The organism is Corynebacterium sp. sy017 (assembly GCF_017918135.1).
In the GTDB taxonomy this organism is placed as follows: domain Bacteria; phylum Actinomycetota; class Actinomycetes; order Mycobacteriales; family Mycobacteriaceae; genus Corynebacterium.
On the sequence record NZ_RZUE01000002.1, the window covers coordinates 252,248 to 274,286 of the forward strand.

Annotated in this window: 20 protein-coding genes; 12 read left to right on the top strand and 8 right to left on the bottom strand. The window is 51.9% G+C overall.

Annotated elements, in window-relative coordinates; all coding sequences use genetic code 11:
• The first annotated feature begins 4 nt into the window (after positions 1 to 4).
• The 6 genes from pyrE to EML15_RS04650 all read left to right on the top strand — a co-directional run bounded on the left by pyrE (position 5) and on the right by EML15_RS04650 (position 5,905).
• Positions 5 to 559: an orotate phosphoribosyltransferase gene (gene pyrE / locus EML15_RS04625; RefSeq protein WP_144273690.1), complete on the top strand. Its 555-nt coding sequence runs from the start codon at positions 5 to 7 to the stop codon at positions 557 to 559.
• A 4-nt stretch (positions 560 to 563) separates the two neighbouring features.
• Positions 564 to 1,244: a TrmH family RNA methyltransferase gene (locus tag EML15_RS04630; RefSeq protein WP_144273691.1), complete on the top strand. Its 681-nt coding sequence runs from the start codon at positions 564 to 566 to the stop codon at positions 1,242 to 1,244.
• Positions 1,245 to 1,260: 16 nt separating this feature from the next.
• Positions 1,261 to 2,385, top strand: coding sequence for a glycoside hydrolase family 76 protein (locus EML15_RS04635; protein ID WP_144273692.1), 1,125 nt, complete (start codon positions 1,261 to 1,263; stop codon positions 2,383 to 2,385).
• Between the two features lie 64 nt (positions 2,386 to 2,449).
• Positions 2,450 to 3,484, top strand: a complete 1,035-nt coding sequence (gene fbaA / locus EML15_RS04640) for a class II fructose-bisphosphate aldolase (protein WP_144273693.1) — start codon at positions 2,450 to 2,452, stop codon at positions 3,482 to 3,484.
• Positions 3,484 to 4,653, top strand: a complete 1,170-nt coding sequence (locus tag EML15_RS04645) for an FUSC family protein (protein WP_144274128.1) — start codon at positions 3,484 to 3,486, stop codon at positions 4,651 to 4,653. The genes fbaA and EML15_RS04645 overlap by 1 nt, the downstream gene beginning before the upstream one ends.
• Positions 4,654 to 4,744: 91 nt before the next feature.
• Complete coding sequence (locus EML15_RS04650; RefSeq protein ID WP_185967174.1) at positions 4,745 to 5,905, top strand: HNH endonuclease signature motif containing protein; 1,161 nt, start codon at positions 4,745 to 4,747, stop codon at positions 5,903 to 5,905.
• Here the strand turns inward: EML15_RS04650 and EML15_RS04655 are convergent.
• Entirely contained in the window at positions 5,859 to 6,701 is an 843-nt protein-coding gene (locus EML15_RS04655) for a hypothetical protein (RefSeq protein ID WP_144273695.1), read from the bottom strand. The two genes, EML15_RS04650 and EML15_RS04655, sit on opposite strands and share 47 nt — an antisense overlap.
• A 70-nt stretch (positions 6,702 to 6,771) precedes the next feature.
• On the opposite strand from EML15_RS04655, the gene EML15_RS04660 reads away from it, so the two are divergent.
• The 3 genes from EML15_RS04660 to EML15_RS04670 are packed head-to-tail and all read left to right on the top strand — an operon-like array spanning position 6,772 to position 10,131.
• Positions 6,772 to 8,058 carry an adenylosuccinate synthase gene (locus EML15_RS04660; RefSeq protein WP_144274130.1) on the top strand — a complete coding sequence of 429 codons (1,287 nt, stop codon included), beginning with the start codon at positions 6,772 to 6,774 and terminating at the stop codon, positions 8,056 to 8,058.
• A gap of 41 nt (positions 8,059 to 8,099) precedes the next feature.
• Positions 8,100 to 9,113, top strand: a complete 1,014-nt coding sequence (locus EML15_RS04665) for a hypothetical protein (protein ID WP_144273696.1) — start codon at positions 8,100 to 8,102, stop codon at positions 9,111 to 9,113.
• A gap of 4 nt (positions 9,114 to 9,117) precedes the next feature.
• A complete protein-coding gene (locus tag EML15_RS04670) occupies positions 9,118 to 10,131 on the top strand; it encodes an ATP-grasp domain-containing protein (RefSeq protein WP_144273697.1) in 1,014 nt (337 codons plus the stop codon).
• Here EML15_RS04670 and EML15_RS04675 read toward each other — a convergent pair.
• Both EML15_RS04675 and EML15_RS10130 read right to left on the bottom strand, forming a co-directional pair.
• The gene (locus tag EML15_RS04675) at positions 10,112 to 11,425 is read right to left on the bottom strand and encodes an FAD-dependent oxidoreductase (RefSeq protein ID WP_255455989.1); all 1,314 of its coding nucleotides are present in this window, start codon (positions 11,423 to 11,425) and stop codon (positions 10,112 to 10,114) included. The genes EML15_RS04670 and EML15_RS04675 overlap by 20 nt on opposite strands.
• On the bottom strand, positions 11,376 to 11,516 hold the full coding sequence (locus tag EML15_RS10130) for a hypothetical protein (RefSeq protein ID WP_246847025.1): 141 nt from the start codon (positions 11,514 to 11,516) through the stop codon (positions 11,376 to 11,378). The genes EML15_RS04675 and EML15_RS10130 overlap by 50 nt, the downstream gene beginning before the upstream one ends.
• A 90-nt stretch (positions 11,517 to 11,606) precedes the next feature.
• Between EML15_RS10130 and pta the strand changes: the two genes are divergently transcribed.
• Both pta and EML15_RS04685 read left to right on the top strand, forming a co-directional pair.
• Entirely contained in the window at positions 11,607 to 12,953 is a 1,347-nt protein-coding gene (gene pta / locus EML15_RS04680; protein WP_144273699.1) for a phosphate acetyltransferase, read from the top strand.
• Positions 12,953 to 14,155 (top strand): acetate kinase, encoded by a 1,203-nt coding sequence (locus EML15_RS04685; protein WP_144273700.1) that lies wholly within the window; start codon positions 12,953 to 12,955, stop codon positions 14,153 to 14,155. The genes pta and EML15_RS04685 overlap by 1 nt, the downstream gene beginning before the upstream one ends.
• Here the strand turns inward: EML15_RS04685 and EML15_RS04690 are convergent.
• Genes EML15_RS04690 through EML15_RS04700 form a run of 3 tightly spaced genes read right to left on the bottom strand, consistent with a single transcriptional unit; the run spans position 14,139 to position 18,867 of the window.
• Complete coding sequence (locus EML15_RS04690; RefSeq protein ID WP_185967198.1) at positions 14,139 to 16,484, bottom strand: serine/threonine protein kinase; 2,346 nt, start codon at positions 16,482 to 16,484, stop codon at positions 14,139 to 14,141. The two genes, EML15_RS04685 and EML15_RS04690, sit on opposite strands and share 17 nt — an antisense overlap.
• A complete protein-coding gene (locus EML15_RS04695; protein WP_168195008.1) occupies positions 16,484 to 17,482 on the bottom strand; it encodes a glutamate ABC transporter substrate-binding protein in 999 nt (332 codons plus the stop codon). The genes EML15_RS04690 and EML15_RS04695 overlap by 1 nt, the downstream gene beginning before the upstream one ends.
• On the bottom strand, positions 17,479 to 18,867 hold the full coding sequence (locus EML15_RS04700) for a phenol hydroxylase (RefSeq protein ID WP_144273703.1): 1,389 nt from the start codon (positions 18,865 to 18,867) through the stop codon (positions 17,479 to 17,481). Before EML15_RS04700 ends, EML15_RS04695 begins: the two co-directional genes overlap by 4 nt.
• 48 nt (positions 18,868 to 18,915) lie before the next feature.
• Here EML15_RS04700 and EML15_RS04705 point away from each other — a divergent pair, with 48 nt between their 5' ends.
• Positions 18,916 to 19,434, top strand: coding sequence for an NUDIX hydrolase (locus tag EML15_RS04705; RefSeq protein ID WP_144273704.1), 519 nt, complete (start codon positions 18,916 to 18,918; stop codon positions 19,432 to 19,434).
• Here EML15_RS04705 and EML15_RS04710 read toward each other — a convergent pair.
• Both EML15_RS04710 and cls read right to left on the bottom strand, forming a co-directional pair.
• A complete protein-coding gene (locus EML15_RS04710; RefSeq protein WP_185967175.1) occupies positions 19,420 to 20,514 on the bottom strand; it encodes a hypothetical protein in 1,095 nt (364 codons plus the stop codon). The two genes, EML15_RS04705 and EML15_RS04710, sit on opposite strands and share 15 nt — an antisense overlap.
• Before the next feature lie 29 nt (positions 20,515 to 20,543).
• Positions 20,544 to 22,037 carry a cardiolipin synthase gene (cls, locus tag EML15_RS04715; protein WP_144273706.1) on the bottom strand — a complete coding sequence of 498 codons (1,494 nt, stop codon included), beginning with the start codon at positions 22,035 to 22,037 and terminating at the stop codon, positions 20,544 to 20,546.
• Positions 22,038 to 22,039 lie beyond the last annotated feature (2 nt).

The following is a 22,039-nucleotide window of genomic DNA, read 5'->3' on the forward strand; positions in this document are numbered from 1 at the left end:
GAATATGGAGAATATAATGATTGACCAAGATAAAAAACAAGAGCTTGCCGCACTGGTAAAAGAACTAGCAGTGGTGCACGGAAAAGTCACCTTATCCTCCGGAAAAGAAGCAGATTATTATGTGGATTTACGCCGGGTGACCTTGCATCATCGTGCCTCTCGTCTTATTGGTGAGTTGTTGCGCCAACTATGCGCTGATTGGGATTTTGTTGCCGTCGGTGGGCTTACGCTTGGGGCAGATCCAGTAGCCACCGCGATCATGCACTCTCAAGGGCGCGATATCGACGCGTTCGTAGTGCGCAAAGAAGCAAAGAAACATGGTATGCAGCGCAGGATCGAAGGTCCAGATGTGAGTGGGAAAAAAGTGCTGGTGGTAGAAGATACCACCACTACTGGCAATTCGCCGCTGACCGCAGTGGAGGCTTTGCGTGAAGCGGGAGCTCAGGTCGTTGGCGTGGCAACAGTGGTAGATCGTGCCACAGGGGCAGACGAGGTCATCGCTGCTCAAGGTCTGGAATACCGCTTTTTGTTGAGTCTTTCTGATCTAGGTTTGGCATAACACGATGGGCCAGGAGAAAGAATCGGATACCGCACCAGGACCGACTGAGTGGGGTCAAGGTCAGCATGGAGTTGCAGCGTGGGAAGTGCAATACCCAGGGCAGCCACTACCTACTGAAGAAAAATATGATCCTGAGCTATTGGCACAAGGCGATCGACGCAATGTGGTGGATCACTATCGCTATTGGCGCAGAGAGGCGATTATCCAAGACATAGATACGCGTCGCCATGCATTGCATATTGCCATTGAGAACTTTGAGAATGACGCCAATATAGGCACGGTGGTACGTACTGCCAATGCGTTCGCCGTAGACACTGTGCATATTGTGGGGCGGCGTCGATGGAATCGGCGTGGTGCTATGGTCACTGACCGGTACCAGAGGCTCCAGCATCACGAAGATACTCCCTCCGTTATCCACTGGGCGCATGAGCATGGGCTTTCTGTGGTTGCAATTGATAACACCCCTGGTAGTGTACCTATAGAGACGGCAACTCTACCTGAGCGTTGTTTGCTGCTCTTTGGACAAGAAGGGCCGGGAATTAGTGCCGCTGCACAAGAACACTCCATGCTCACTTGTTCTATTGCTCAGTTTGGTTCAACCAGATCAATCAATGCGGGTGTGGCCGCAGGAATAGCAATGCACACATGGATTCGGCAACACGCTGACTTGACTCAAGCATGGTAGGAGAGAGTGAGAAAGAGTGAAGGAAATTTGGGCGCATCGCGCTGACCTCGCAGAATCAGCTATCAATGAACGTCATGCGCGGCCGCTGTGGGGTATTCCGCACACTAACTTAGCAGTTGTCGCGTGGCCGTCCCATTTACGCGAAAAGCTCTTCTACCGCTGGCATTATTGGTGGCAAGCGCATTATCTTGACTGCCTCGTCGACGCAGCTACGCGACGTGGTACTCCTGTACGCAAAAAGCGCCTCCAAGAAACCATCAATGGTATTCGTTTGCGCCAATTCCGCTCCCTGACTGTCAATAGTTACTATGACGATAAAGCCTGGTTAGCCCTAGCGATTGACCGCGCACACAATGGCAGTGCGCCGAAGAAATACCAGCGCCAACTAGAGAGCAATATCATTGAGGGCAAAGATCCTGACGTCGGAGTAATGCCGTGGCGAGTCGGTGAAACATTTTACAATGTGCCCACCAATGGGCCTGTGGCAATTATGCTTGCTCGACGTGGAAAAATAACCCAAGCGCGGGAGCTGGTCGATTGGATCTTTGACAATCTCGTTGATGACAAAGGACTAATCATCGACGGCATGCGCATGAGTATGCACGGCCCAGAGTTAGCAAAACAAACGTACACCTACTGCCAAGGCGTTGTGATTGGTGCATGCTTGGAAATTGCTCTTGCTTTGCGTGAAGACGGTTATTACGAAGAAGCAGCCACCTACTTTGCCCATGTGCGATCTGTGATTGCCGCTGTGGCGAAAACAATGACATCACCCCAAGGAGTGCTCAATTCCGAAGCCGGGCACGGTGATGGCGGACTCTTTAAGGGAATTCTCGTACGCTACCTTGCAGACGCAGCTATCCGACTTCCACACGATCACGAAGTCAATCAACAAGCGAGAAAAACCGCCAGAAAGATAGTATTGGCCTCGGCAAAAAGCGTTTGGAGTCACCGAGTTGAAGTAGATGGATTACCTGTTTTTGCCGCTGACTGGACCGACGACGCCAGCCTGCCCCACAACTATGGAATCGGCGGCTCGGCACTCAGTGACCTCGTACGCGTAGTACGCATTGAAGGTCGCGATCTTTCGGTGCAGCTATCGGGTTGGATGCTCTTGGAGGCAGCCGCACGCCTCTACTGAAGAGTTTGGCATAATCGGGCATAATGGGAAGTAGTAGTTCAACATAACCCACTTGGAGGAAACTATGCCTATTGCTACCCCTGAGGTCTACAATGAGATGCTTGATCGCGCAAAAAACAGCGGTTTTGCATTCCCAGCGATTAACTGTACTTCATCTGAAACCATCAACGCTGCACTCAAAGGTTTTGCCGAAGCGGAGTCCGACGGTATCATACAGTTCTCCACCGGTGGTGCTGAGTTTGGTTCAGGCCTTGCAGTGAAAAACAAAGTACGCGGTGCACTTGCTCTGGCTGCTTTTGCGCACGAGGCAGCAAAAGCCTATGACATCAACGTCGCACTGCACACTGATCACTGTCAAAAAGAGGTGCTTGACGACTACGTTCGCCCACTCATTGCAGTGTCTCAAGAGCGCGTCGATCGTGGCGAGCTGCCATTATTCCAGTCACATATGTGGGATGGTTCCGCTATCCCTATCGACGAAAACCTCGTGATTGCCCAGGAGCTACTAGAGAAAGCCCGCAAAGCACACATCATCTTGGAGGTTGAGATCGGCGTCGTCGGTGGCGAGGAAGATGGCGTAGAAGCCAAGGCAGGGGCAAACCTTTACACTTCTACTGAAGACTTTGAGAAGACTATCGACGCAATCGGCACGGGGGAGAAGGGGCGCTATCTACTTGCAGCAACTTTCGGCAATGTGCACGGCGTTTACAAGCCAGGAAATGTGAAGTTGCGTCCAGAAGTGCTGCTAGAGGGGCAAAAAGTAGCGCGCCAAAAACTCGGATTGGACGAGAGTGCGCTACCATTCGACTTCGTATTCCACGGTGGTTCAGGCTCTGAAAAAGAAAAAATCGAGGAAGCATTGCGTTATGGCGTCATCAAGATGAATGTCGACACAGACACCCAATACGCATTTAGTCGCCCAATTGCTGCCCATATGTTCAGCAACTACGACGGCGTGCTCAAAGTAGATGGCGAAGTAGGCAACAAGAAAGTCTACGACCCACGCTCATACATGAAGAAAGCAGAACAAAGCATGTCCGAGCGTGTTATCGAAGCATGCCAAGACCTGCACAGCGTAGGAAAGAGCACCGCCAAGTAATGCGCAGTAAAGGACAGATATCTCGTACCTACTCGTATCTGCGGGGTTGGGACAAAACGCTCCAATCCCGAGTACGCAGGGTGCGTTACAATCTCGTCTCTATCCTGCAAAGCGCCCTGGCAGCTGGCATTGCCTTTTGGGTAGCCACTGACATCTTAGGGCACGCTCGACCTTTCTTTGCTCCCATGGCGGCAATTATTATCCTTGGGCTTAGCTCAGGTGCGCGCATTAAACGCGCAATTGAACTCAGCATTGGTTGCTCCATGGGAGTTGCTCTCGGTGATATCATCATCATGACGATCGGCACCGGACACTGGCAACTCGGCCTTACTGTTTTTCTCGCCTTACTGGTAGCAAACTTCCTTTCTAATGCTCAGCTACTGATGAATCAGGTAGCCATCGGTACCATCCTGATCGCAACAATCATGCCCCCAGGCTCGGAGGATAGCGTCAATCGTGTCATCGATGCCCTTGTCGGATGTGGCGTAGGAATCGTCGTCATGGCACTCATACCCCATTCGCCTCTAGCAGGAGGGCGTCGCGAAGTAGCAAAAGTGCTACAGATTTCCTCCACAGTGCTTGCCGACGTCGCCCAAGGGCTAAAAACCAACGACGGTGACCTCATCGGCGAAGCCATCCGCCAAGTACGCGGCTCCCAAGGAAATATCAACGCCATGCTCGATGCTGCAAAATCAGGAGAAGAAGACACCAAAGTCTCCCCACTACTCTGGGCATCACGACGACGCGTAAAATCACTCATCCGAATCCTCGTGCCCGTAGACAACTCCATCAGAAACACCCGTGTACTCGCCAGACGCGCCCAGGTACTCGTCCAAGACGGCGACACCGTTACTGAAGAACAAATCGACATAATCGAAGAACTCTCCGAAATAGTAACCCGCCTCCACGACCTCTTCCTACGCCCAGGCGAAGTGCTCGAAGCTGTAGAAATCCCAGAACTCACCCGCAACCTCCGATATCTTGGCGCACGCTGTAGCCTCGACGTAGCAGCGCATAAAGTTCTCTCAGCACAAGTCATCCTCGCCCAATCACGCTCAATCATTGTAGACCTACTGCAAATATGCGGAATGTCCCGCGAATCAGCAGTAGCAGTATTATCACCTACCACCCAACAACCTGCCTACCCACCTGAACTCTGGCACAACTAAACTGTGGAAAACTCCAGCCGCGCATGGACTTATCCACAGAATCGCGAACATTCTCTTGAGTAGGTCACGCACCGCAGCTACTGTCATGCGCATGGAACTGTTCAATGTATTCGACGCACTCAATAGCAACGGCATTACTTTCGTGCGCCAAGCACATGAGCACTTTTCTAAAGCCCCAGAAATCATCAACCGCTGGAAAATGGACTCAAGAAAATTGCGTGCCATCGTACGGCTAGGTAGGCGGCTCTTCAACCCCACCAAAGACCTCCCTACTGAGGAGTTGGATTTTCTCAGGAAAGCAATAGATTCTGCCCAAGGGTTGAGCCTGGACGTACTACTGCTCATCGACAAGCACGTAGCAAAACTACAGGCTGACGTGGGCGTCGGTAAGCACGAATTGAGGCTGGAACTGACACAGGCGGCGCATAACATTGCGACATATAACGCAATCGACGCGCACTGTCGACACCGAGTTTCCACGCTTAATGCCCGCAGCATATATCGTCCTTGCAACAGTGTCCATATTTCGCAACCGGATGCCGACAACCAAATCCACATCATTGCGCGCGCAGATGCAGACCGAATCCGCCCATTTCTCGATCTCCTAGAACGCGAAACCGAACAAGCCTTTCGCGCCCAAGAAACACATACGCGTGCGCAAATACGAGGAGAAGTGTTTCTCAACCTCCTTACTCAAGGAAAAACAAATGGCGACAGTGCACTCCAACCACATATCGTCGTAACGCTCAACCAGATCGGATTAGACGGGCAACTTAACGACGGCACCTATGCAGTAACTGACGGAACCATACACCGCGCAGTGAACGAAACACTCGCACCACACGGATTCATCAGCGTGCTCGACGACGAAAAACAACCACTATACATGGGGCGAATTATCCGCAGTGCCCACATCGACCAGCGATTAGCACTCGCGGCACAACAAATACTTTGCGCAGGCCCTGGATGCTACCGCCAAGCGCGAATGCTGGAAGCACATCACATATACGAATGGCACAAAGGAGGAAACACAGACATCAACAACCTTGTGATGGTCTGCAGAGAACACCACAAACTTATCACTCAAGGGAGAGCTGAAATTTATTACAAACAAGGAAAGGCAATCTGGCGCGACAAAATTCGCAACATAGAATACACAAACGAACACCCGGTACTGCAATACAGCGGCAGTAACCTACTCAACACTACGGGCGAACAATCTGGGCATCACGAAGATGCCGATAAAACGTAACCCGACCCACCGGACGAGTCCGCGCAACGCCATCGATCGACACACGAATCGCCACGCCCCCTGCCTGGAGGGCGCGTCCGGTATGCACTGACTCCTTCTCTACTGAAGACTTTGGTAAAACACGACCCCATAATGAACGACGGGAAACGCTAGATGTGTTCATCACTCCAGCTATCAAACCTGGTGCATCGATCATGGGGACAAGTTTTGCGCCGAATTTGCCATACTGTGGAGTTCGTTTTCGTGCTTGATGATTAAGTAGCGTGGCGTCGTCGAGAATAATCTCTCCAGTAAACTCACGATTTTCCCACTGCTCAATGATTGCGTGGCCAGCTACTACATGGGCAGAGTCATCCCTGATAACTGGTACTGGTTTAATCTCTCCTGAGACTGCGAGGTTAAGTAACGACTCAAGAGAATCAACAGGCAGACCCCAGTTTTTTGCTGCAACAGACTTTTCAGTAGGGAGATATGCCACAGATGCCCACATAGTGTCTGAACGCATTAATCGAGTTAGTACTGTAGACAGTGAGGCATCCGTGCCAGAAACAATGATGCGTAACTCTTCAGTAGGGCACTGTGGCGCGCGTACAGGTGCACCCATGTGAGCAACATTTGGCTGCTGCATAATCTCTTCCAGTGTTGGGGTGGGATCAGTCGGTAGCATTTCTTTGCAGATAGCTTCGAGAAATTTGAGTTGTTTTTGAGTCGGAATCTGGGGTAACTCAAAGCTCTCAAACTCTTGAGTAGGGGCGGCGCCTTTCGGCGCCCCGCAGTGCAGTAGTACCAGGCGCATGGACTTTAGCTTAGTGCACTGTAGAATGATTAATCGTCTTTTAAGTTTGGATGGGATAGGACGTGTTTCGATGGCTGCAATTGTGATTGTTGGCGCGCAGTGGGGCGATGAAGGCAAGGGCAAGGCTACTGATATTTTGGGTGGGCTTGTGGATTATGTGGTCAAGCCGAATGGTGGTAATAATGCTGGTCATACTGTTGTGGTTGGTGGCGAGAAGTATGAGTTGAAGTTGTTGCCTGCGGGTGTGTTGTCGGAGAATGCGGTTCCGGTGTTGGGTAATGGTGTGGTAATCAATCTTGAGGCGTTGTTTGCTGAGATTGATGGTTTGCAGGCGAGGGGGGCGGATGCGTCGCGGTTGCGTATTTCGGCGAATGCGCATTTGGTCGCGCCGTATCATCAGGTTTTGGATCGGGTTCAGGAGCGTTTCTTGGGTAAGCGCGCAATTGGTACTACTGGTCGTGGTATTGGTCCGGCTTATGCGGATAAGGTGTCGCGTGTGGGGTTGCGGGTGCAGGATATTTTTGATGAGTCGATTTTGCGTCAGAAGATTTCTTCGGCTTTGGATGTGAAGAATCAGATTTTGGTGAAGATGTATAATCGTCAGGCGATTGATGTCGAAGAGACTGTGCAGTATTTTCTGTCTTATGCTGATCGTTTGCGCCCGATGGTGATTGATGCTGAGTATGTGCTCAATCGTGCTCTCGACGAGGGTAAGCACGTTCTCATGGAGGGTGGTCAGGCAACGATGCTTGATGTTGATCATGGCACGTATCCTTTTGTGACGAGTTCTAATCCCACTACTGGTGGTGCGTGTGTGGGTGCGGGTGTTGGTCCGACGCGTATTACGAGTTCTTTGGGGATCATCAAGGCTTATACCACTCGCGTTGGTGCTGGTCCGTTTCCTACGGAGCTTTTCGACAAGTGGGGTGAGTATTTGCAGACTACTGGTGGTGAGGTCGGTGTGAATACTGGGCGTAAGCGTCGTTGTGGCTGGTATGATTCTGTGATTGCTCGTTATGCTTCGCGAGTGAATGGGTTTACTGATTTGTTCCTCACGAAACTCGACGTACTCACTGGTATTGGGGAGATTCCAATTTGTGTTGCGTATGACGTCGACGGGCAGCGTTACGACGAGATGCCATTGACTCAATCCGAGTTCCATCACGCCACTCCTATTTTTGAGACTATGCCGGCGTGGGATGAGGACATTTCCGACTGTAAGGAATTTGCTGATTTGCCGGAGAAAGCGCAGCAGTATGTGCGTAGGCTTGAGGAGCTCTCCGGGTGTCGAATCTCTTACATTGGTGTTGGGCCTGGTCGCGATCAAACGATTGTTCTGAACGATATTCTTCAGTAATGTACTGTGGAAGATGATTATTCCCTACTGAAAGGTTTCTCATGAAGATTCGTCGTAAAGCATCGCTGCTATTAGCTTCAGCTGCGGTTTTTTCTCCAGTAGTAGCTAATGCTGCAGAAATCGCTCCGGGTGCGCCGATGCGTATTCGCCCAGTTATCGAAGAGGATTCTCCACTCAAGAATATGCCACCGCAGCTTTCCGCTGCCTCTTGCTCCCAGGGCGTGCCAGGTACTGTGACCATGCCTGATGGAACCAAGCGTGACGTGCTCATCACTGCAGGTCACTGTGTGTGGGGCGTTGATGGTGAGATGTCGATGCAGCCTGAGGTTTATGTGCCAACTCATGAGGGCGATAAGCTCATCGGCACCCGTGAGCATGGCGCGCCAGTCCTGAACACTGACAATGAGAATGTAGAAGCCGTCCTCAACGGAGACGACTGGGGCACAATCGTGCTTATCGACGGAGTGAATGCCACTCGCATTGCTGACTCAAAGGATCAGTTCGGTAACTCTCAAGGGCAGCCAGTAGAGCTTACCAGTGTCCGTGATTATCCTGACCTCAAGCCAGGCGAAGTATCATTCGATGAATTTGGTAAGCCAATTTGCAAGGATGGACAAACCACTGGTCGTACTTGTGGCACTCAGGTTCTGCGCACCAGCAATGGACTGTGGTACTTGGGCGAGGTGCGCCCAGGTGACTCTGGTGGTGTGACTTTCGATCCAAACACAGGCGAAGCGCTTGGTGTTACATCCATGACAGTATTGGGACTCGTAGGTCGTTCCCAGCCAGCTGACGTGGCAATCGAAAAGGCTTATGGAATTCCAGATGGTCAGGTCAATGAGCGTTTCCAGCTCCCTAACTCTACTGAAGCGCACACACCAATGCGTAATTTCCAAGACGACACTGCTGCGGCTAACGAGTGGCTAATGAACAACGATCCACAGGTTAAGCAACTTCAGGAGCAAATCTCCTCAGTTACTGAAGAGATTGAGAAGTTGATTCCACTCAACGCGCAAAACAGCATCGACGAAGTAACCAAGATTTTCGCTCAGTAGTTCTATGGAAAATTCTGTGGATGCAGCTGCAGCTCGCGTGCTGGTCCTTGGCGTTGGTGAGTTCACTGGAGAGCTTACCAACGCCTTTAGCGCGCTAGGAGCGCATGTTCATGTGGAAGAAGACCCGCAAGATGTGCGAGCTCTTTGTGATGAATTCGATCCGGATTATATTCTGCCGCTGTCTGATATTGCGGGGCTGGAGCAGTTGCAGGGTCTGGTTCCTTCAGTAGGGGCACTCGAGTTTTCTTTCAGTAGGGAGCAGATGCTGCGTTTGGCGCGCAAGAAGCTGGGGTTGCCGATCCCGATGTGCGAGGTTGCGTCGTCGTTCGCTGAGTTTGAGGTGGCGATTGGCCAGGTCGGCTACCCTTGTGTGGTTAAACCTTCGACGCACACCACTGGTCGTGGCTATGTGGTGGTGTCGAGTGAGTCTGAGGTGGCTGCGGCATGGCAGGGGCAGCGTGTTGTGGTGGAAAGTGTGTGTGGGCAGCAGGTTGTGCTTTTGGTGGCTCGGTCGATTGATCCTGCGACTGGAAAGTTAGCGACGTGGTTTTGCGAGCCAATTGGCGTGGAGGACACTCGGGCGTGGCAACCTATTGCCTTGTCTGCTCAGGCGCTGGAAAATGCGCGCTCGGTGGCTGCTCGGGTCAGTAATGCCTTGGGGGGTCGAGGTGTTATTGGTGTTGAGCTTTATGTTTCTGGCGACGATGTCTATTTCTCTGGTGCGGCTACCCAGCCTCATGATCGGGCAGTGGTGACGTTGGCGTCGCAACGCTTCAGTCAGTTTGAGTTGCATGCGCGCGCTATTTTGGGGTTGCCGTTGGACACCACGTTGATTTCTCCGGGTGCTAGTGTGAGTGTGGCGCGGCGTGGTCAGGTGAGTTATCACGCCGCGGTAGGTGCGCTGAGTGTGCCTGAGTCGGATATTCGCGTATTTCCTTCAGTAACTGTGGCGTTGTCTACTGCGGAAACCACAGCCCAGGCTAGTGCCCAGGCGCGGCTTAGTGCTCAGTCGCTTTAGCGTGGGTGAGCATTTCTTCCCACTCAACGATTTTCTTGCGTTCGCGTCCTTCGGCTTCGCCAAGGGCGCGTTCTGCTGCGTCGAGTTTGTACCAGCCGTCCCAGTTGGTGGTGGTGATGCCGCGTTCTTTGAGTAACTCAAGGATTGCGTTGTCGTCGCGGTGGTGTGCTGGGGTGAGGGCTCCGGTTGTCCAGTCGTTGAGGAGCATTTCTGTGGTTTCTTTGGCGTCGGATTTGGTGTTTCCGATTAGTCCTACTGGGCCGCGTTTGATCCAGCCGGTTGCGTAGAGTCCAGGGATGATGGCGCCGGTGTGGTCGAGGACGTGGCCGCCGTCGTTGGGGATGACGGCGCGTTGTTCGTCGAAGGGGATGTCGGTGATGGCGTCGGAGCGGTAGCCGACGGCACGGTAGACTGCTTGGACTTCCCAGTCGGTGTATTTTCCGGTGCCGCGTACGTTGCCGTCGCCGGTGAGTTCGGTGCGTTCGGTGCGGATGCCCACGACTTTGCCGTCGTCGCCAAGGATTTCTACTGGTGACTCAAAGAAGTGGATGTAGAGTTTGTGTGGTGCGCCTTTGGGTTCTCGGATTGCGTAGTTTTCGAGGGTTTGGCACACGAGGTCTTGGGATTTGGAGTCGCGGCGTGCTTGTTCGGAGGCGGCGTCGTAGTCGATGTCTTCTGGGTTGACTACGACTTCAATGGTGGGTGAGTGGTCGAGTTCTTTGAGTTCGAGTGGGGTGAATTTTGCTTGGGCTGGTCCGCGGCGCCCGAATACGTGTACTTCTGTGGCTTGGTTGGTTTTGAGTGTTTCGTACACGTTGTCGGGAATTTCGGTGACGTGGAGTTCTTCGCCGGTTTTGGCAAGGATACGGGCGACGTCGAGTCCAACATTTCCTACACCTACGACGGCAACTTGGCGCGCGGAGAGATCCCAGTCGCGGCTAAAGTCTGGGTTGCCGTCGTAGAAGCCGACGAATTCGCCGGCACCGTGGGAGCCTTGGAGGTCTTGGCCTGGGATGCCTAGGTCGCGGTCGCCGGTGGCGCCGGTGGAGAAGATGATGGCGTCGTAGTATTCTTTGAGCTCTTCGACACTGATGTCTGTGCCGACATTCACATTGCCAATGAGGCGCAGTTGGGGTTTGTCGAGCACTGTGTGTAGGGATTTGACGATGCCTTTGATGCGGGGATGGTCTGGGGCTACGCCATAGCGGATCAGTCCGAATGGAGCTGGCATGCGCTCGAATAGGTCAATGCTGACGTCGACGTCGGATTTGATCAGTAGGTCGGAAGCGTAAATACCGGCAGGCCCTGCGCCGATGACGGCGACGCGCAATGGAGTAGTCATAGATAGTCGTCATTCCTTTGAGTAGGGAAAATTTTTTACTCATTTACTTTACGCGTTTTTGCCCATCTAGCAAAGGACTGCCTGCAGTACACTGGTAAGTGTATTTGCCCCTGAACCAGGAAGGAATCTGCTGGTGGCACACTCTGCATTGGTGAGCAGCATTGGTTGCAATTTCGATAGTTTTGATAGCGCGCATTTTGCGCAACAATTAGGATTGTCCATCCATGACCTAGGCGAGGTTTCCTCAGTAGCTGAGGCTTTGGCGGGTGTGCCGGAGTCGGGAGTCTTGTTCCTGGGCACGGGTAGCATTACTTTCGACGCACGTCTAGCCGCAGCATTGGGCGTGCCCATGTTTGTGCTCAGTGGCGCAGGTGTGCGTGAGGATCTTGTTCGCGAGGAGGTCGAGAAGATTGGGGCGTATCTAGCGGCATTTTTCACTGAGGAAACCGCAGGTAGTCAGACTCTGCCTACTCAAGAGTTTGAGCCAGTGATAAGCGCGGAGGTTTTTGAGGCGTGGTTGTTGCGCCAAGCTAAAACTAAGCAGGCGCATATTGTGTTGCCTGAAGGCGACGATGATCGCATTTTAATTGCTGCTGACAAACTCTTGAGTAGGGGGATTTGCCAGCTGACTATTTTGGGTGTGCCAGAGCAGATACAGGCGCGCGCTGTGGAGTTGGAGTTGGATATTTCTGCGGCTGTACTCAAGGATCCGGCGACTGATCCACAGCGTGAGGAGTTTGCGCAGCAATTTGCGCAGTTGCGCAAGGCAAAGGGGGTGACTGTCGAGCAGGCTCGCGAAACGATGGCAGATATCTCCTACTATGCAACCATGATGGTGCACAATGGGCTTGCCGACGGCATGGTTTCTGGTGCAGCCCATACTACGGCGCACACCATTAAGCCTAGTTTTCAGATTATTAAGACTAAGCCTGAGGCGTCGGTGGTGTCGTCGATTTTCTTGATGGTTATGCAGGGCAAACTTTGGGCTTTTGGCGACTGTGCGGTTAACCCGAATCCGACACCGGAGCAATTGGCTGAGATGGCCGTCGTGTCGGCGCGGACAGCGGCACAGTTTGGGCTTGATCCTAAAGTTGCTATGTTGTCCTATTCCACGGGTACGTCTGGCAGTGGTCCGGATGTGGATCGGGTGGCGCAAGCGGTGGCTAGGGCACAGGAGCTTGATGGTTCGGTGGCGGTCGATGGTCCATTGCAGTTCGACGCTGCGGTGGTGGCGTCGGTGGCGCAGAAGAAGATGCCAAACTCTTCAGTAGCGGGGCAGGCGAATGTGTTTATTTTCCCGGACTTGGATGCGGGAAATATCACCTATAAGGCGGTGCAGCGTAGTGCTGGTGCTTTGGCTGTGGGGCCGATTTTGCAGGGGTTGAATAAGCCGGTTAATGATTTGTCTCGTGGTGCTACTGTGGACGATATTGTCAATACTGTTGCTGTTACTGCTATTCAGGCTAAGGAACAAGCATAATGTCGTTGATTCTTGTGTTGAATTCGGGTTCCTCGTCGATTAAGTTTCAGCTTGTCGACCCTGATCAGGATGCCACAGCTGCCCCTTATGCGGTTGGTTTAGTCGAGCGCATTGGTGAGCAAGAGGGCAGGGTGAGCTTGAGTTTTGCTGGAAAAGACTATGAGAAGTGTGCGCCTATTGCCGATCATCGGGTGGGGTTGGATCTGGCATTTGGGCTTATGGATGAGCATGGTTGTGGTCTTGGCGAGGTAGAGCTCGAGGCAGTAGGGCATCGGGTGGTGCATGGTGGGCAAGTTTTTTCCCAGCCGGAAATCATCACGGATGAGATTGTTGAGTGGATTCGTGGTCTTATCCCATTGGCACCCTTGCATAATCCTGCCAATATCTCAGGTATCGAGGTGGCTCGCGCACTTTTGCCGGATGTTCCTCATGTGGCGGTATTTGATACGGGATTCTTTTTTAACTTGCCACCGGCTGCGGCATTGTATGCCGTCGATAGTGAGGTGGCGGCGGAGCAAGGTATTCGCCGTTATGGATTCCACGGCACTAGTCACGAGTATGTGTCGCAGCAGGTTCCTGCTTTGTTGGGCAAGGATCCAGATCGGGTGAATCAGATTACCTTGCATTTGGGTAATGGTGCCTCAGCTGCGGCGATTCGGCATGGCAAACCAGTGGATACCTCAATGGGGATGACACCACTGGCAGGGTTGGCGATGGGTACTCGCTCTGGCGACATTGACCCTGGCATTATTTTCCACCTGTACCGCAACGGTATGAGCATTGATGACATCGACACCCTACTCAACAAACGCTCCGGGGTTAAAGGCATTGCGGGGGTTAATGATTTCCGTACCTTGCGCGCCATGATTGAGGAGGAAAATGGTGACGCTTGGCTTGCCTACAACATCTATATTCACCAGTTGCGTAGGTTTATTGGTTCTTATTTGGTGGCATTGGGGCGTATCGACGCCATCACATTCACCGCTGGTGTGGGTGAGAATGATAAGTTTGTGCGTGCCGACGCACTGGCTGACTTAGAAAACTTTGGTATTCAGCTCGACCCTGAGCGCAATGCAGCCAAGGCAAAAGGTCCTCGAGAGATTTCTACGGATAAATCTCAGATCAAAGTTTTTGTGGTTCCTACCAACGAAGAGCTTGCTATTGCCAGGTATGCGAAGAAACTGGCTAGAACCACGTCGTAGGGCGGACTTGGTTTGCCATATCGACGAGCTGATAACGGTGAAATGGGTGCGGGGTTGCCCGGGCGAGAGATCGCAAAGACTCATACAGTCCGGTGCGTAGCCCATCGCGAGTAAAAGCAAACCCAAATAACCCGCCTGAGGCAGCAGCGGCCGGCAATCCAGTCTCATGCAACCAGGTTAAACCGGCATTGAGCACGGCAATGCGAATTTGTTGGAACCTGGGCTCATTGGTGGGGATTTTCTCTAGTCGCCTCGCGGCTCGACGGATTCGCGACTCAGTAAGATCCTGAGACAGCAAATGCAAAATCGCTGTGAGCTGTGCCATGCGGTGATGTCGTGATGATTGGGGCACTTGGTCGAGTGCTTGTACCGCCAACTCCACCTGGTTTTCCGCCATGAGCATTCGCGCCAACCCGAACGCAGAGGACACTGTGGCGGGATTTGTCGCCCAGATGAGCGAGTAGAGATAGATTCCCTTATAGCGTAGGGTTTCTGGCTCAGTGGACAAATGATTCCACATACCACCCGGTGAATGGAAATCTAAACGCACCGCTGCAATAGCCGCATCTGGGGACAGTTGTGGTTTATCTGCCAAACCAAGCTGCTGCAAAATCAACTCAGATACCGCAGCACGCGCCAGTTTTGGTGCGGACTCCCCAGGCAGTACCGAGAACACCTGATTAAAGTTCGCTTGAGCACTCAGATAATCCTCAAGTAACAGTGCTGTAATGCCGGCATACCACTGGTAGCGCCAATCAGATCCCAATTGTGGTTCGAGAGTGTCCAACCAGGAGCGAGCTTCGTCGGTAAAGCCTAGGTCGATCAGGGAGCGTACTACACCAAGTGGGATTTCCTTTGAGTCACGGAACTTGTCTTGGGTCATTGCTTGGCGCATTGTCTCTAAGGCTTCTGAAGGCTCAGTGTAGGAGAATCCAGAGATGAGAACTGCGCCTGGGTCATCACGATCAAGTAGTGGCACAGGCAGTGCGGTGATAATCTCGGTGGGGGTCATTTTCACTGAGCGCTCAATGCCGTCGAGCAGCTGATCTGTGTGGAAAACTGCGTGCTTGGTGCCGTAGGTGGAACGCTGTGGGGAGAATAGCGAATACTGTGCTGGGAATTGTTTGCCATCGCGCACGGCAAGGAACTCACGCAGCACCCCGTAGAGCTGAGTCTCTAATTCCTTTATACTACTGAAGCGTTTGTGCGGATCTTCTTCAGTGGCGCGGCGCAATAAGCGATGAAAAGACACATATTGGGCAAAGAGTGGTTCTTCATCGGGGGTGGGAAGTTTGGTGGAGTATGCGCCATTTTCGACGGGCAGGTGAATGGTGAGTGCAGCAAGGGTGCGCCCCACAGTGTAAATATCACTTGCCACCGACGGGCCATGCGTGGCTACTTCCGGTGCTTGGAATCCTTTTGTGCCGTAGATAAACCCATAAGCGCCAATACCAGATACTGCGCCCAGGTCGATGAGTTTGACTTGGTTTTCTGTGGCAATGATATTGTCTGGTTTGAGGTCGTTGTAGACCACACCACGGGAGTGTAAGTAGTCGAGGGCAGGCAGTACCTCTAGGATGTAGCCAATGGCAATGTCAATGGCAAAACGCCCGGTTTCCTGTTGTTTCTTGAGGGCGCGTAGTGAGGGGCCTGGTACGTATTCCATGACGATGAGTCCGCCAGGTATGCGAGGATCGTCGATAAAGTTGTAGCTTTTGACAATCCCGGGGTGGGTAATATCTGCCAGGAACTCCCGCTCTGCTTCGGCGGCACCATAGTCGTGGCTATTATTTTTGTCGATCATTCCTTTGAGTACGACCATGCGACCGGATACATTACGATCGGTGCCAAGGTAAATCCAGCCCATGCCGCCGTGGGCAATGACACCAACAATTTCATATTGCTCGGCAACAATATCGCCAGGGTGCAAAATAGGTGGTTCTACCTCAGAGTTGTCTGTGGGGTTTTTCAGCGCTAAGTCTTCGGGGATTAGTGGGATGAATGGCAGGCTGACCATGCCATTGGCAACAGGGCGGGCGCTTCGGCTGGTGCCACGTCGTTGGCGGAAAGTAGAGAGGGCTTCCTCGCGGGCGCGATTTCCTATTTGTTGTGCATAGTCTTGGTCGTTTTCGTCTTCGTCGTCAGCAAAAGGATCAAAGGCAACGGCACCAGTTTCTTCAGTATAGGGCAGGTTATCGAGCCCTTTGATGAGTGCTGCGATGTCCGGGTCGGCATTTGAGTAGGTGCGATCAGTAGTGACCTGTTCATGGTCGTTGGCGAAAGGATCATAGAAGGCTGCTTGGGTGTGTTCATTGTCTGGGATAGGCATTAGTTGCGCACCGTCCTTTCGCTGCGGTAGTTCAGTGCTGGTGGTTGTTGGGTGGGTAAGTATGCGCCAAGCCATTGGTCATAGAGCTCATACCAGGTTCCATCGGAGAAAATACGTTCTAGAGTGCTATTTACTTGCCGGATGAGCCCGTCGGTATTGTGGCGTACTCCTGGTTTGGCGAAGGCAATGCCATAGTGTTCCTCGCCAATTGTGCTGTTGGTGATTCGGGTAAAGGGGTCTTGGGCTGCGATTCCAGAGAGGGTGATGTCATCGGAGATCAGGGCGTCTGCTTGGGATTGTTGCAAGCTGACCAAGCAATCAGAGTCGGAGTTAGCGACTAGCAGATTGGTGTGTGGTGCGTATGCTTTAGCGCTTTGTAAAGAGGTGGATTTGTCGGTGACGCAGGCGGTTTTCCCTGCAAGGTCGTCGATTGTTTCTACCTCAGATCTGGCTGGCACTAGGAGTCGTGTTTGCGCGGTGAGATAGGCTGTGGAGAAAAACACCTGGTCTTGGCGTTGTCTGGTGATGGAGATATTGCGGATAATGCAATCGACTTGATTGCTTTCTAAGACTTCGACCCAAGAAGAACTGTCGACGAACCGGAACTCTACTTTGCTTGGATCACCAAAGATATCTCGCGCTATCTCCCGGGCAATATCTGCCTCAAAGCCCAAAATTTCTCCAGAGGCAGGATCACGGTATCCCAGCAAGTATTGGGACTGATCTACACCAACAATCAGTCTGCCTCGGCGCATAATCTCTGGGACACGTTCCTGCGGACGACGCTCATCCGGGGCAAGAGAGCCAAGAAGATTAGTGGTTTCATTAGGTTCGTGCGCGACCCCATCGGCTTTTTCTAAGGTAACGCCATCAGGCAAAGGCACATAAGCGCTTGGTGTTGTGTGTTCATCCTCAAACCGGAATTGATCTGCACTAGCGCAGCTAGTGAGTAGGAACACTAGTCCGATAGCACCGAGACACATTGTTTTTTTCATCATAAATACTCCAACAGTCGTGCTCGGATTCCTAACCATAGGGCTAGTACGGATAGTATCGACAGCACCAATACCACGATGCTGATAAAACTAGATGCACTTACCCCGCGGGCGATATGAGCGCGCATACTCTGGCGAGCGTCGTCGATGAGCACTTCTAATTCCGTATCAAGTTTCTTAAAACTCTCATTCCCTTCGGAGGTAGAGTCACCCACAGCCAAAGGTAGCGCTGTGTCGTAGTCACCCACACTCAAAGCCTCGAGGAGACTGTCGTGGGCTTGTTGCCACTGCGCCAAGGTGTCTCTGGCAGTATCTGTGTGAGTGGAATCCTTTGCCACTTGGGAGGCGTCGAAAGTATCCAATGCTTTGGATACTGCATGATGTGCCGAGCTAAAAGTCACTGTGCTTGAGATTTGCGACTGCCGATGCACCAGGGCAATGGTTTCATTGGTGCGCGCTTGCTGGGCCATAACTCGCGCACTGACGAGCTGATTAAGCGGAACAGCTGCCTGTTCATAGGCTTGATTACCAGCTTGCCAGGTCAGGATATTAGCCGTAGACACCCACAGCGTAGCGCTGACCATTAAAATTGTGGCAAATAAAAAGCCGCGATTAAGCCGTCGATGTGTCGCTTTTGCTAACCACACTTGCACAGCAACCAAAATGAGCAAGGCAATGAACAAAACAGAAAGCGGCACCCACAATGGCACTGCTAAGTTCCGTTGCTGTTCGACGACCTGCCTAGAGGTTATCGCGTAGAGTTGGTCTGCCGTCGGGAGTATTTCTTTGCGCATAAGCGCATTGGCTTCCGACATATAAGCTGCGCCAACGGGGTTGCCTTGGCGATTATTTGCCCATGCTGTCTCGACCAAACCAGCATATGTGGGTAATAGCTCGTTGATCCGTACCACTTTATTCATTGTTTCGGGATCAGCTTCGGATAAGCCAGCAGCAGTGCGTATTGCCGCACGGGTGGCTTGTTGATATGCCGCGTAATACTGTTGGCGGTTTTGTTCACTATCTGCCCCAGAGCGCACGAAGCCAACTGTTGCTTGAGTATCGGCAAGGGAAAGCGCAGTGTAGAGGTCGTGGCTCATTGCAGAAACTGGCTCAGTGCTGCTGATCAGTACGCCGAGATCGGCTCGTCGTTGGGCAGAGGCTTGTGACATCAATAACCCGGCAATGAGCACCGCAATACTAGATACGACGACAAAACTTGTCATTTTACCTGGGGTTGTGCCCAGGAACCTGAAGAACTTTTTGATCCATCGCAGCGGAAAAGCAAGAGATTCTCGCCATATGTCCCGAGTGCTTTGGGCACGTTGCGTGCGATTATCGGCATGGTCAAGCCAAGAATCTTCAGGGGTATCTAGTGAGATCTCTGGCATAACTTTACAATAGTAGAAACAAGCCAATGACGTAAGGAAGCTGCAGCTGTGAAACAAGAAAACTCAAGTGCATCATGGGCAGCAGGGCCAAATAATACACGCTTATGGGGTAGTAGAGGAGCAGCAGGATTATTACTTGTAGCTCCCGACAGTAGCGGAAAATGGTCGGTGCTCATGCAACATCGCGCAGCATGGACTGCACAAGGAGACACGTGGGCATTGCCAGGCGGGGCGCGAGAACCGTACGAGAGTGTGATCGAAGCAGCATTGCGTGAAGCCCAAGAAGAAACAGGAATTACCCCAGAACAGGTGCACGTTATAGAGGCTCTTATCACCGCAGGGCCTTTTCCTGCCGATCCAGCGCGCCCAGAATTAGCTGGCGGGTGGACATATACCACTGTTATTGCTCGTGCCATGCACCAATTAACAGTGGTGCCCAATGCTGAGTCGGCGGAATTGCGTTGGGTGGATTGGGATGAAGTCACCGAGCTGAAACTGTTGCCGGCTTTTGCCCAGGCTTGGCCTGGGTTGAAAGAAAAACTTGGGCAATTATTATGTCAGGAATAGTGCAGCGGGGATGGCAAACCATACGAGAAACAGCACTAAGTTACTCAGGAAGAAATGCCGTTGCATAAGGTGAGCGCAGTAGTCGGCAAGCCTCATCAGACCAAAGCGTAGTTGTGGGATGAGCAGTACCAAAAACGCAATAACCACGTTGAATAGAACATGGACGAGGGCTACATGAAGGGCAGCGGGACTGGTATGGGATAAGCTAAAGCTGACAAAAATACCGCTGATAGTGGTACCCATATTGGCGCCAATAATGACTGCCAGACTAACGCGTTCACTAAGACAGCGACGCGACGCCATGGCTGTCACAGCAGTAACCGTAGTGGAGGAAGTGCCCACTAGAATTGTCACTAATGCTCCAGCAGCCAGGCCAATGCTGGTGCCTAAGTTGCCAGCCCTTTCCAAGATGCCAAACCCAGTACCAGCAACAATACGGGCGCTGAGTGTGGCAATGAGACGTATGCATAGCACTGCCAGGAATGAGCAGCCCATAATTATGGCGATAGATGCCATGATGGAGTGCTTGCCTACAGATAACCAAGGTGCTGCTGAGAAAGAATGAGTGGAAAAAGAACCAATAGCTGGACTTAATGCCTGAGCCAGTTGAGAAAATGGCTGAAAACTCAGCTCTAAGGGGATGGCAATGAGTAACCCGCAAGTGTTAAAGAGCACATGGAGCAAACTGGCTTTTTTTGCTGCGATATTGCCGGGGAATATGTTGGACAGCAATAGGGGAGACAGTGTTGTTCCTAGGTTGATGCCAAAAATGATAAACACTGCCACAGAAGTTTCTACGGTACCAGCGCTGACAAAATAGATAGTGGCAATAGAAATCGCAGTGGATGATTGTACCACTGCGGTAGCAAAAATTCCCAGCGCAAAGGCAGTAAGTAAATTGAGATTGTGCGGCAAATCGAAGTCCATGATAATGCCTAGGAGCGTGTCGATAAGCACGCTGAGGCTCATGCCCAAGGCAAAAATCAGACCAAAGATAAGCAGCCAATGCAACAGCTCACTAAGGCGCGTCCATGCTGTAGCATGGGCGTTGATTCTGGGGCTGTCATAGCGTTGGGGCACGGACATTAGGGTAGCAGGAAAATATCCACTTACTGCAAAGCAGAGGTCAGTCGCATGACATTATCAACATAGCGGCACGCTAAACTGCGTTTCTTCCATTCCGTTAGCGACAACTCTCGACACTGAGTGCGATATTCTTGCGACAGCGCATTAAGCTGGCTAATGATATTACCGCGCGTGCTCATCAGAGAAATCTCATAGTTCAGACCAAAGCTGCGCATATCCATATTAGAAGAACCAATCACGCCAATCGCACCATCACCGGCATCTGGGTCGGCAAGCAAAAACTTAGAATGGAGCACGGCTGGTTTTCGATACAAAAAGATCCTCACACCTGCTTCTAATAGAGTCTGATAATAAGAACACTGAGCATGGTGCACCATGAATTGATCGCCCTGCTCACTGACATAAAGTTCCACTTCAACACCACGATAGGCTGCCGACGTTACTGCTTCGGTCATGGATTCATCAGGGATAAAGTAAGGCGAGCACATGATGAGCCGCTTTTTTGCATGGTGAATAATGGAATTAAACATCCGCAGGTTCGGCTCAGTATGGTATCCCGGTCCTGAAGGAATAAGCTGCACTACATTTGCCGAAGTATCGTGCTCTTGACGCGGAATTGCAGGGGCTGGCACATTATCGTCAATAACAAGCAACTCCTCTGATTCGGTGTACCAATCGATCGCAAAAATATAATTCATCGACGACACTACCGGCCCAGAAAGTTCCACCATCACATCGACCCAATGCCGCCCAATCCTGCGATTGCTGCGCATAAGATAGCTGGAGTCAATCATATTTTGTGAGCCCATAAAGCCGCGGATGCCGTCGATAATGAGCATCTTGCGGTGGTTACGCAGGTCTGGGCGGCGAAAACGCCACCGCCACGGTTGCAAAGGTAACATCAGGTGCCAACTCACGCCGATCGCATTAAGTTTGCGCCCCAATGTGCGATAACCAGGATATTTCCAACTACCCACATGGTCGAATAGCACGCGCACTTCTACTCCACGAGCCACAGCCCGCTCTAATGCCCGAAAGAACACATCTGTGGTGTGATCCCACGCAAAAATATAAATCTCTGCATGAACATATTTTTGTGCTTTATCCACTGCCGCAGCCATTGCCTCAATAGTGCGCTCATAATCACTATGGATACCATGATTGATACCACTGAGTGCTGGCAGGGAAGTCAAAGCGCGATTCATCCGAATAATGGAGAGCAGCTCAGGGTCAGTGATAGTGTCAGCGGGAAAATCAGGTTCTCGCTCATGCACCTGTGCCATCATGTCATTTGCTTCTTGCTGCACCCGGTGACGTCTGCGGTTGATATAAGGGCTGCCCATGAGCAAGAACAGTGGTAATCCCACATAGGGCAACACCAAAATTGCCAATAGCCATGCCGTAGAAGAACTTGGCCTGCGCCCTTCGGGCACAAAACCAATAGCGACCAACTTAATACTGTAATCAATTGCCAACCCAATGGTTTGCCAGGAAGAAAGGTCGATATTAAAGTGCATTT

Bases quoted from the DNA above. Each gene is read 5' to 3' on its own strand.
- EML15_RS04700 (WP_144273703.1), bottom strand. From the start codon at position 18,867: ATGCCAGAGATCTCACTAGATACCCCTGAAGATTCTTGGCTTGACCAT.
- EML15_RS10130 (WP_246847025.1), bottom strand. From the start codon at position 11,516: ATGAGTAAAAAATTTTCCCTACTCAAAGGAATGACGACTATCTATGAC.
- EML15_RS04660 (WP_144274130.1), top strand. From the start codon at position 6,772: ATGGCTGCAATTGTGATTGTTGGCGCGCAGTGGGGCGATGAAGGCAAG.
- fbaA (WP_144273693.1), top strand. From the start codon at position 2,450: ATGCCTATTGCTACCCCTGAGGTCTACAATGAGATGCTTGATCGCGCA.
- cls (WP_144273706.1), bottom strand. From the start codon at position 22,037: ATGCACTTTAATATCGACCTTTCTTCCTGGCAAACCATTGGGTTGGCA.
- EML15_RS04670 (WP_144273697.1), top strand. From the start codon at position 9,118: ATGGAAAATTCTGTGGATGCAGCTGCAGCTCGCGTGCTGGTCCTTGGC.
- EML15_RS04695 (WP_168195008.1), bottom strand. From the start codon at position 17,482: ATGATGAAAAAAACAATGTGTCTCGGTGCTATCGGACTAGTGTTCCTA.
- EML15_RS04645 (WP_144274128.1), top strand. From the start codon at position 3,484: ATGCGCAGTAAAGGACAGATATCTCGTACCTACTCGTATCTGCGGGGT.
- EML15_RS04650 (WP_185967174.1), top strand. From the start codon at position 4,745: ATGGAACTGTTCAATGTATTCGACGCACTCAATAGCAACGGCATTACT.
- EML15_RS04690 (WP_185967198.1), bottom strand. From the start codon at position 16,484: ATGCCTATCCCAGACAATGAACACACCCAAGCAGCCTTCTATGATCCT.
- pyrE (WP_144273690.1), top strand. From the start codon at position 5: ATGGAGAATATAATGATTGACCAAGATAAAAAACAAGAGCTTGCCGCA.
- EML15_RS04685 (WP_144273700.1), top strand. From the start codon at position 12,953: ATGTCGTTGATTCTTGTGTTGAATTCGGGTTCCTCGTCGATTAAGTTT.
- EML15_RS04665 (WP_144273696.1), top strand. From the start codon at position 8,100: ATGAAGATTCGTCGTAAAGCATCGCTGCTATTAGCTTCAGCTGCGGTT.
- EML15_RS04630 (WP_144273691.1), top strand. From the start codon at position 564: ATGGGCCAGGAGAAAGAATCGGATACCGCACCAGGACCGACTGAGTGG.
- EML15_RS04655 (WP_144273695.1), bottom strand. From the start codon at position 6,701: ATGCGCCTGGTACTACTGCACTGCGGGGCGCCGAAAGGCGCCGCCCCT.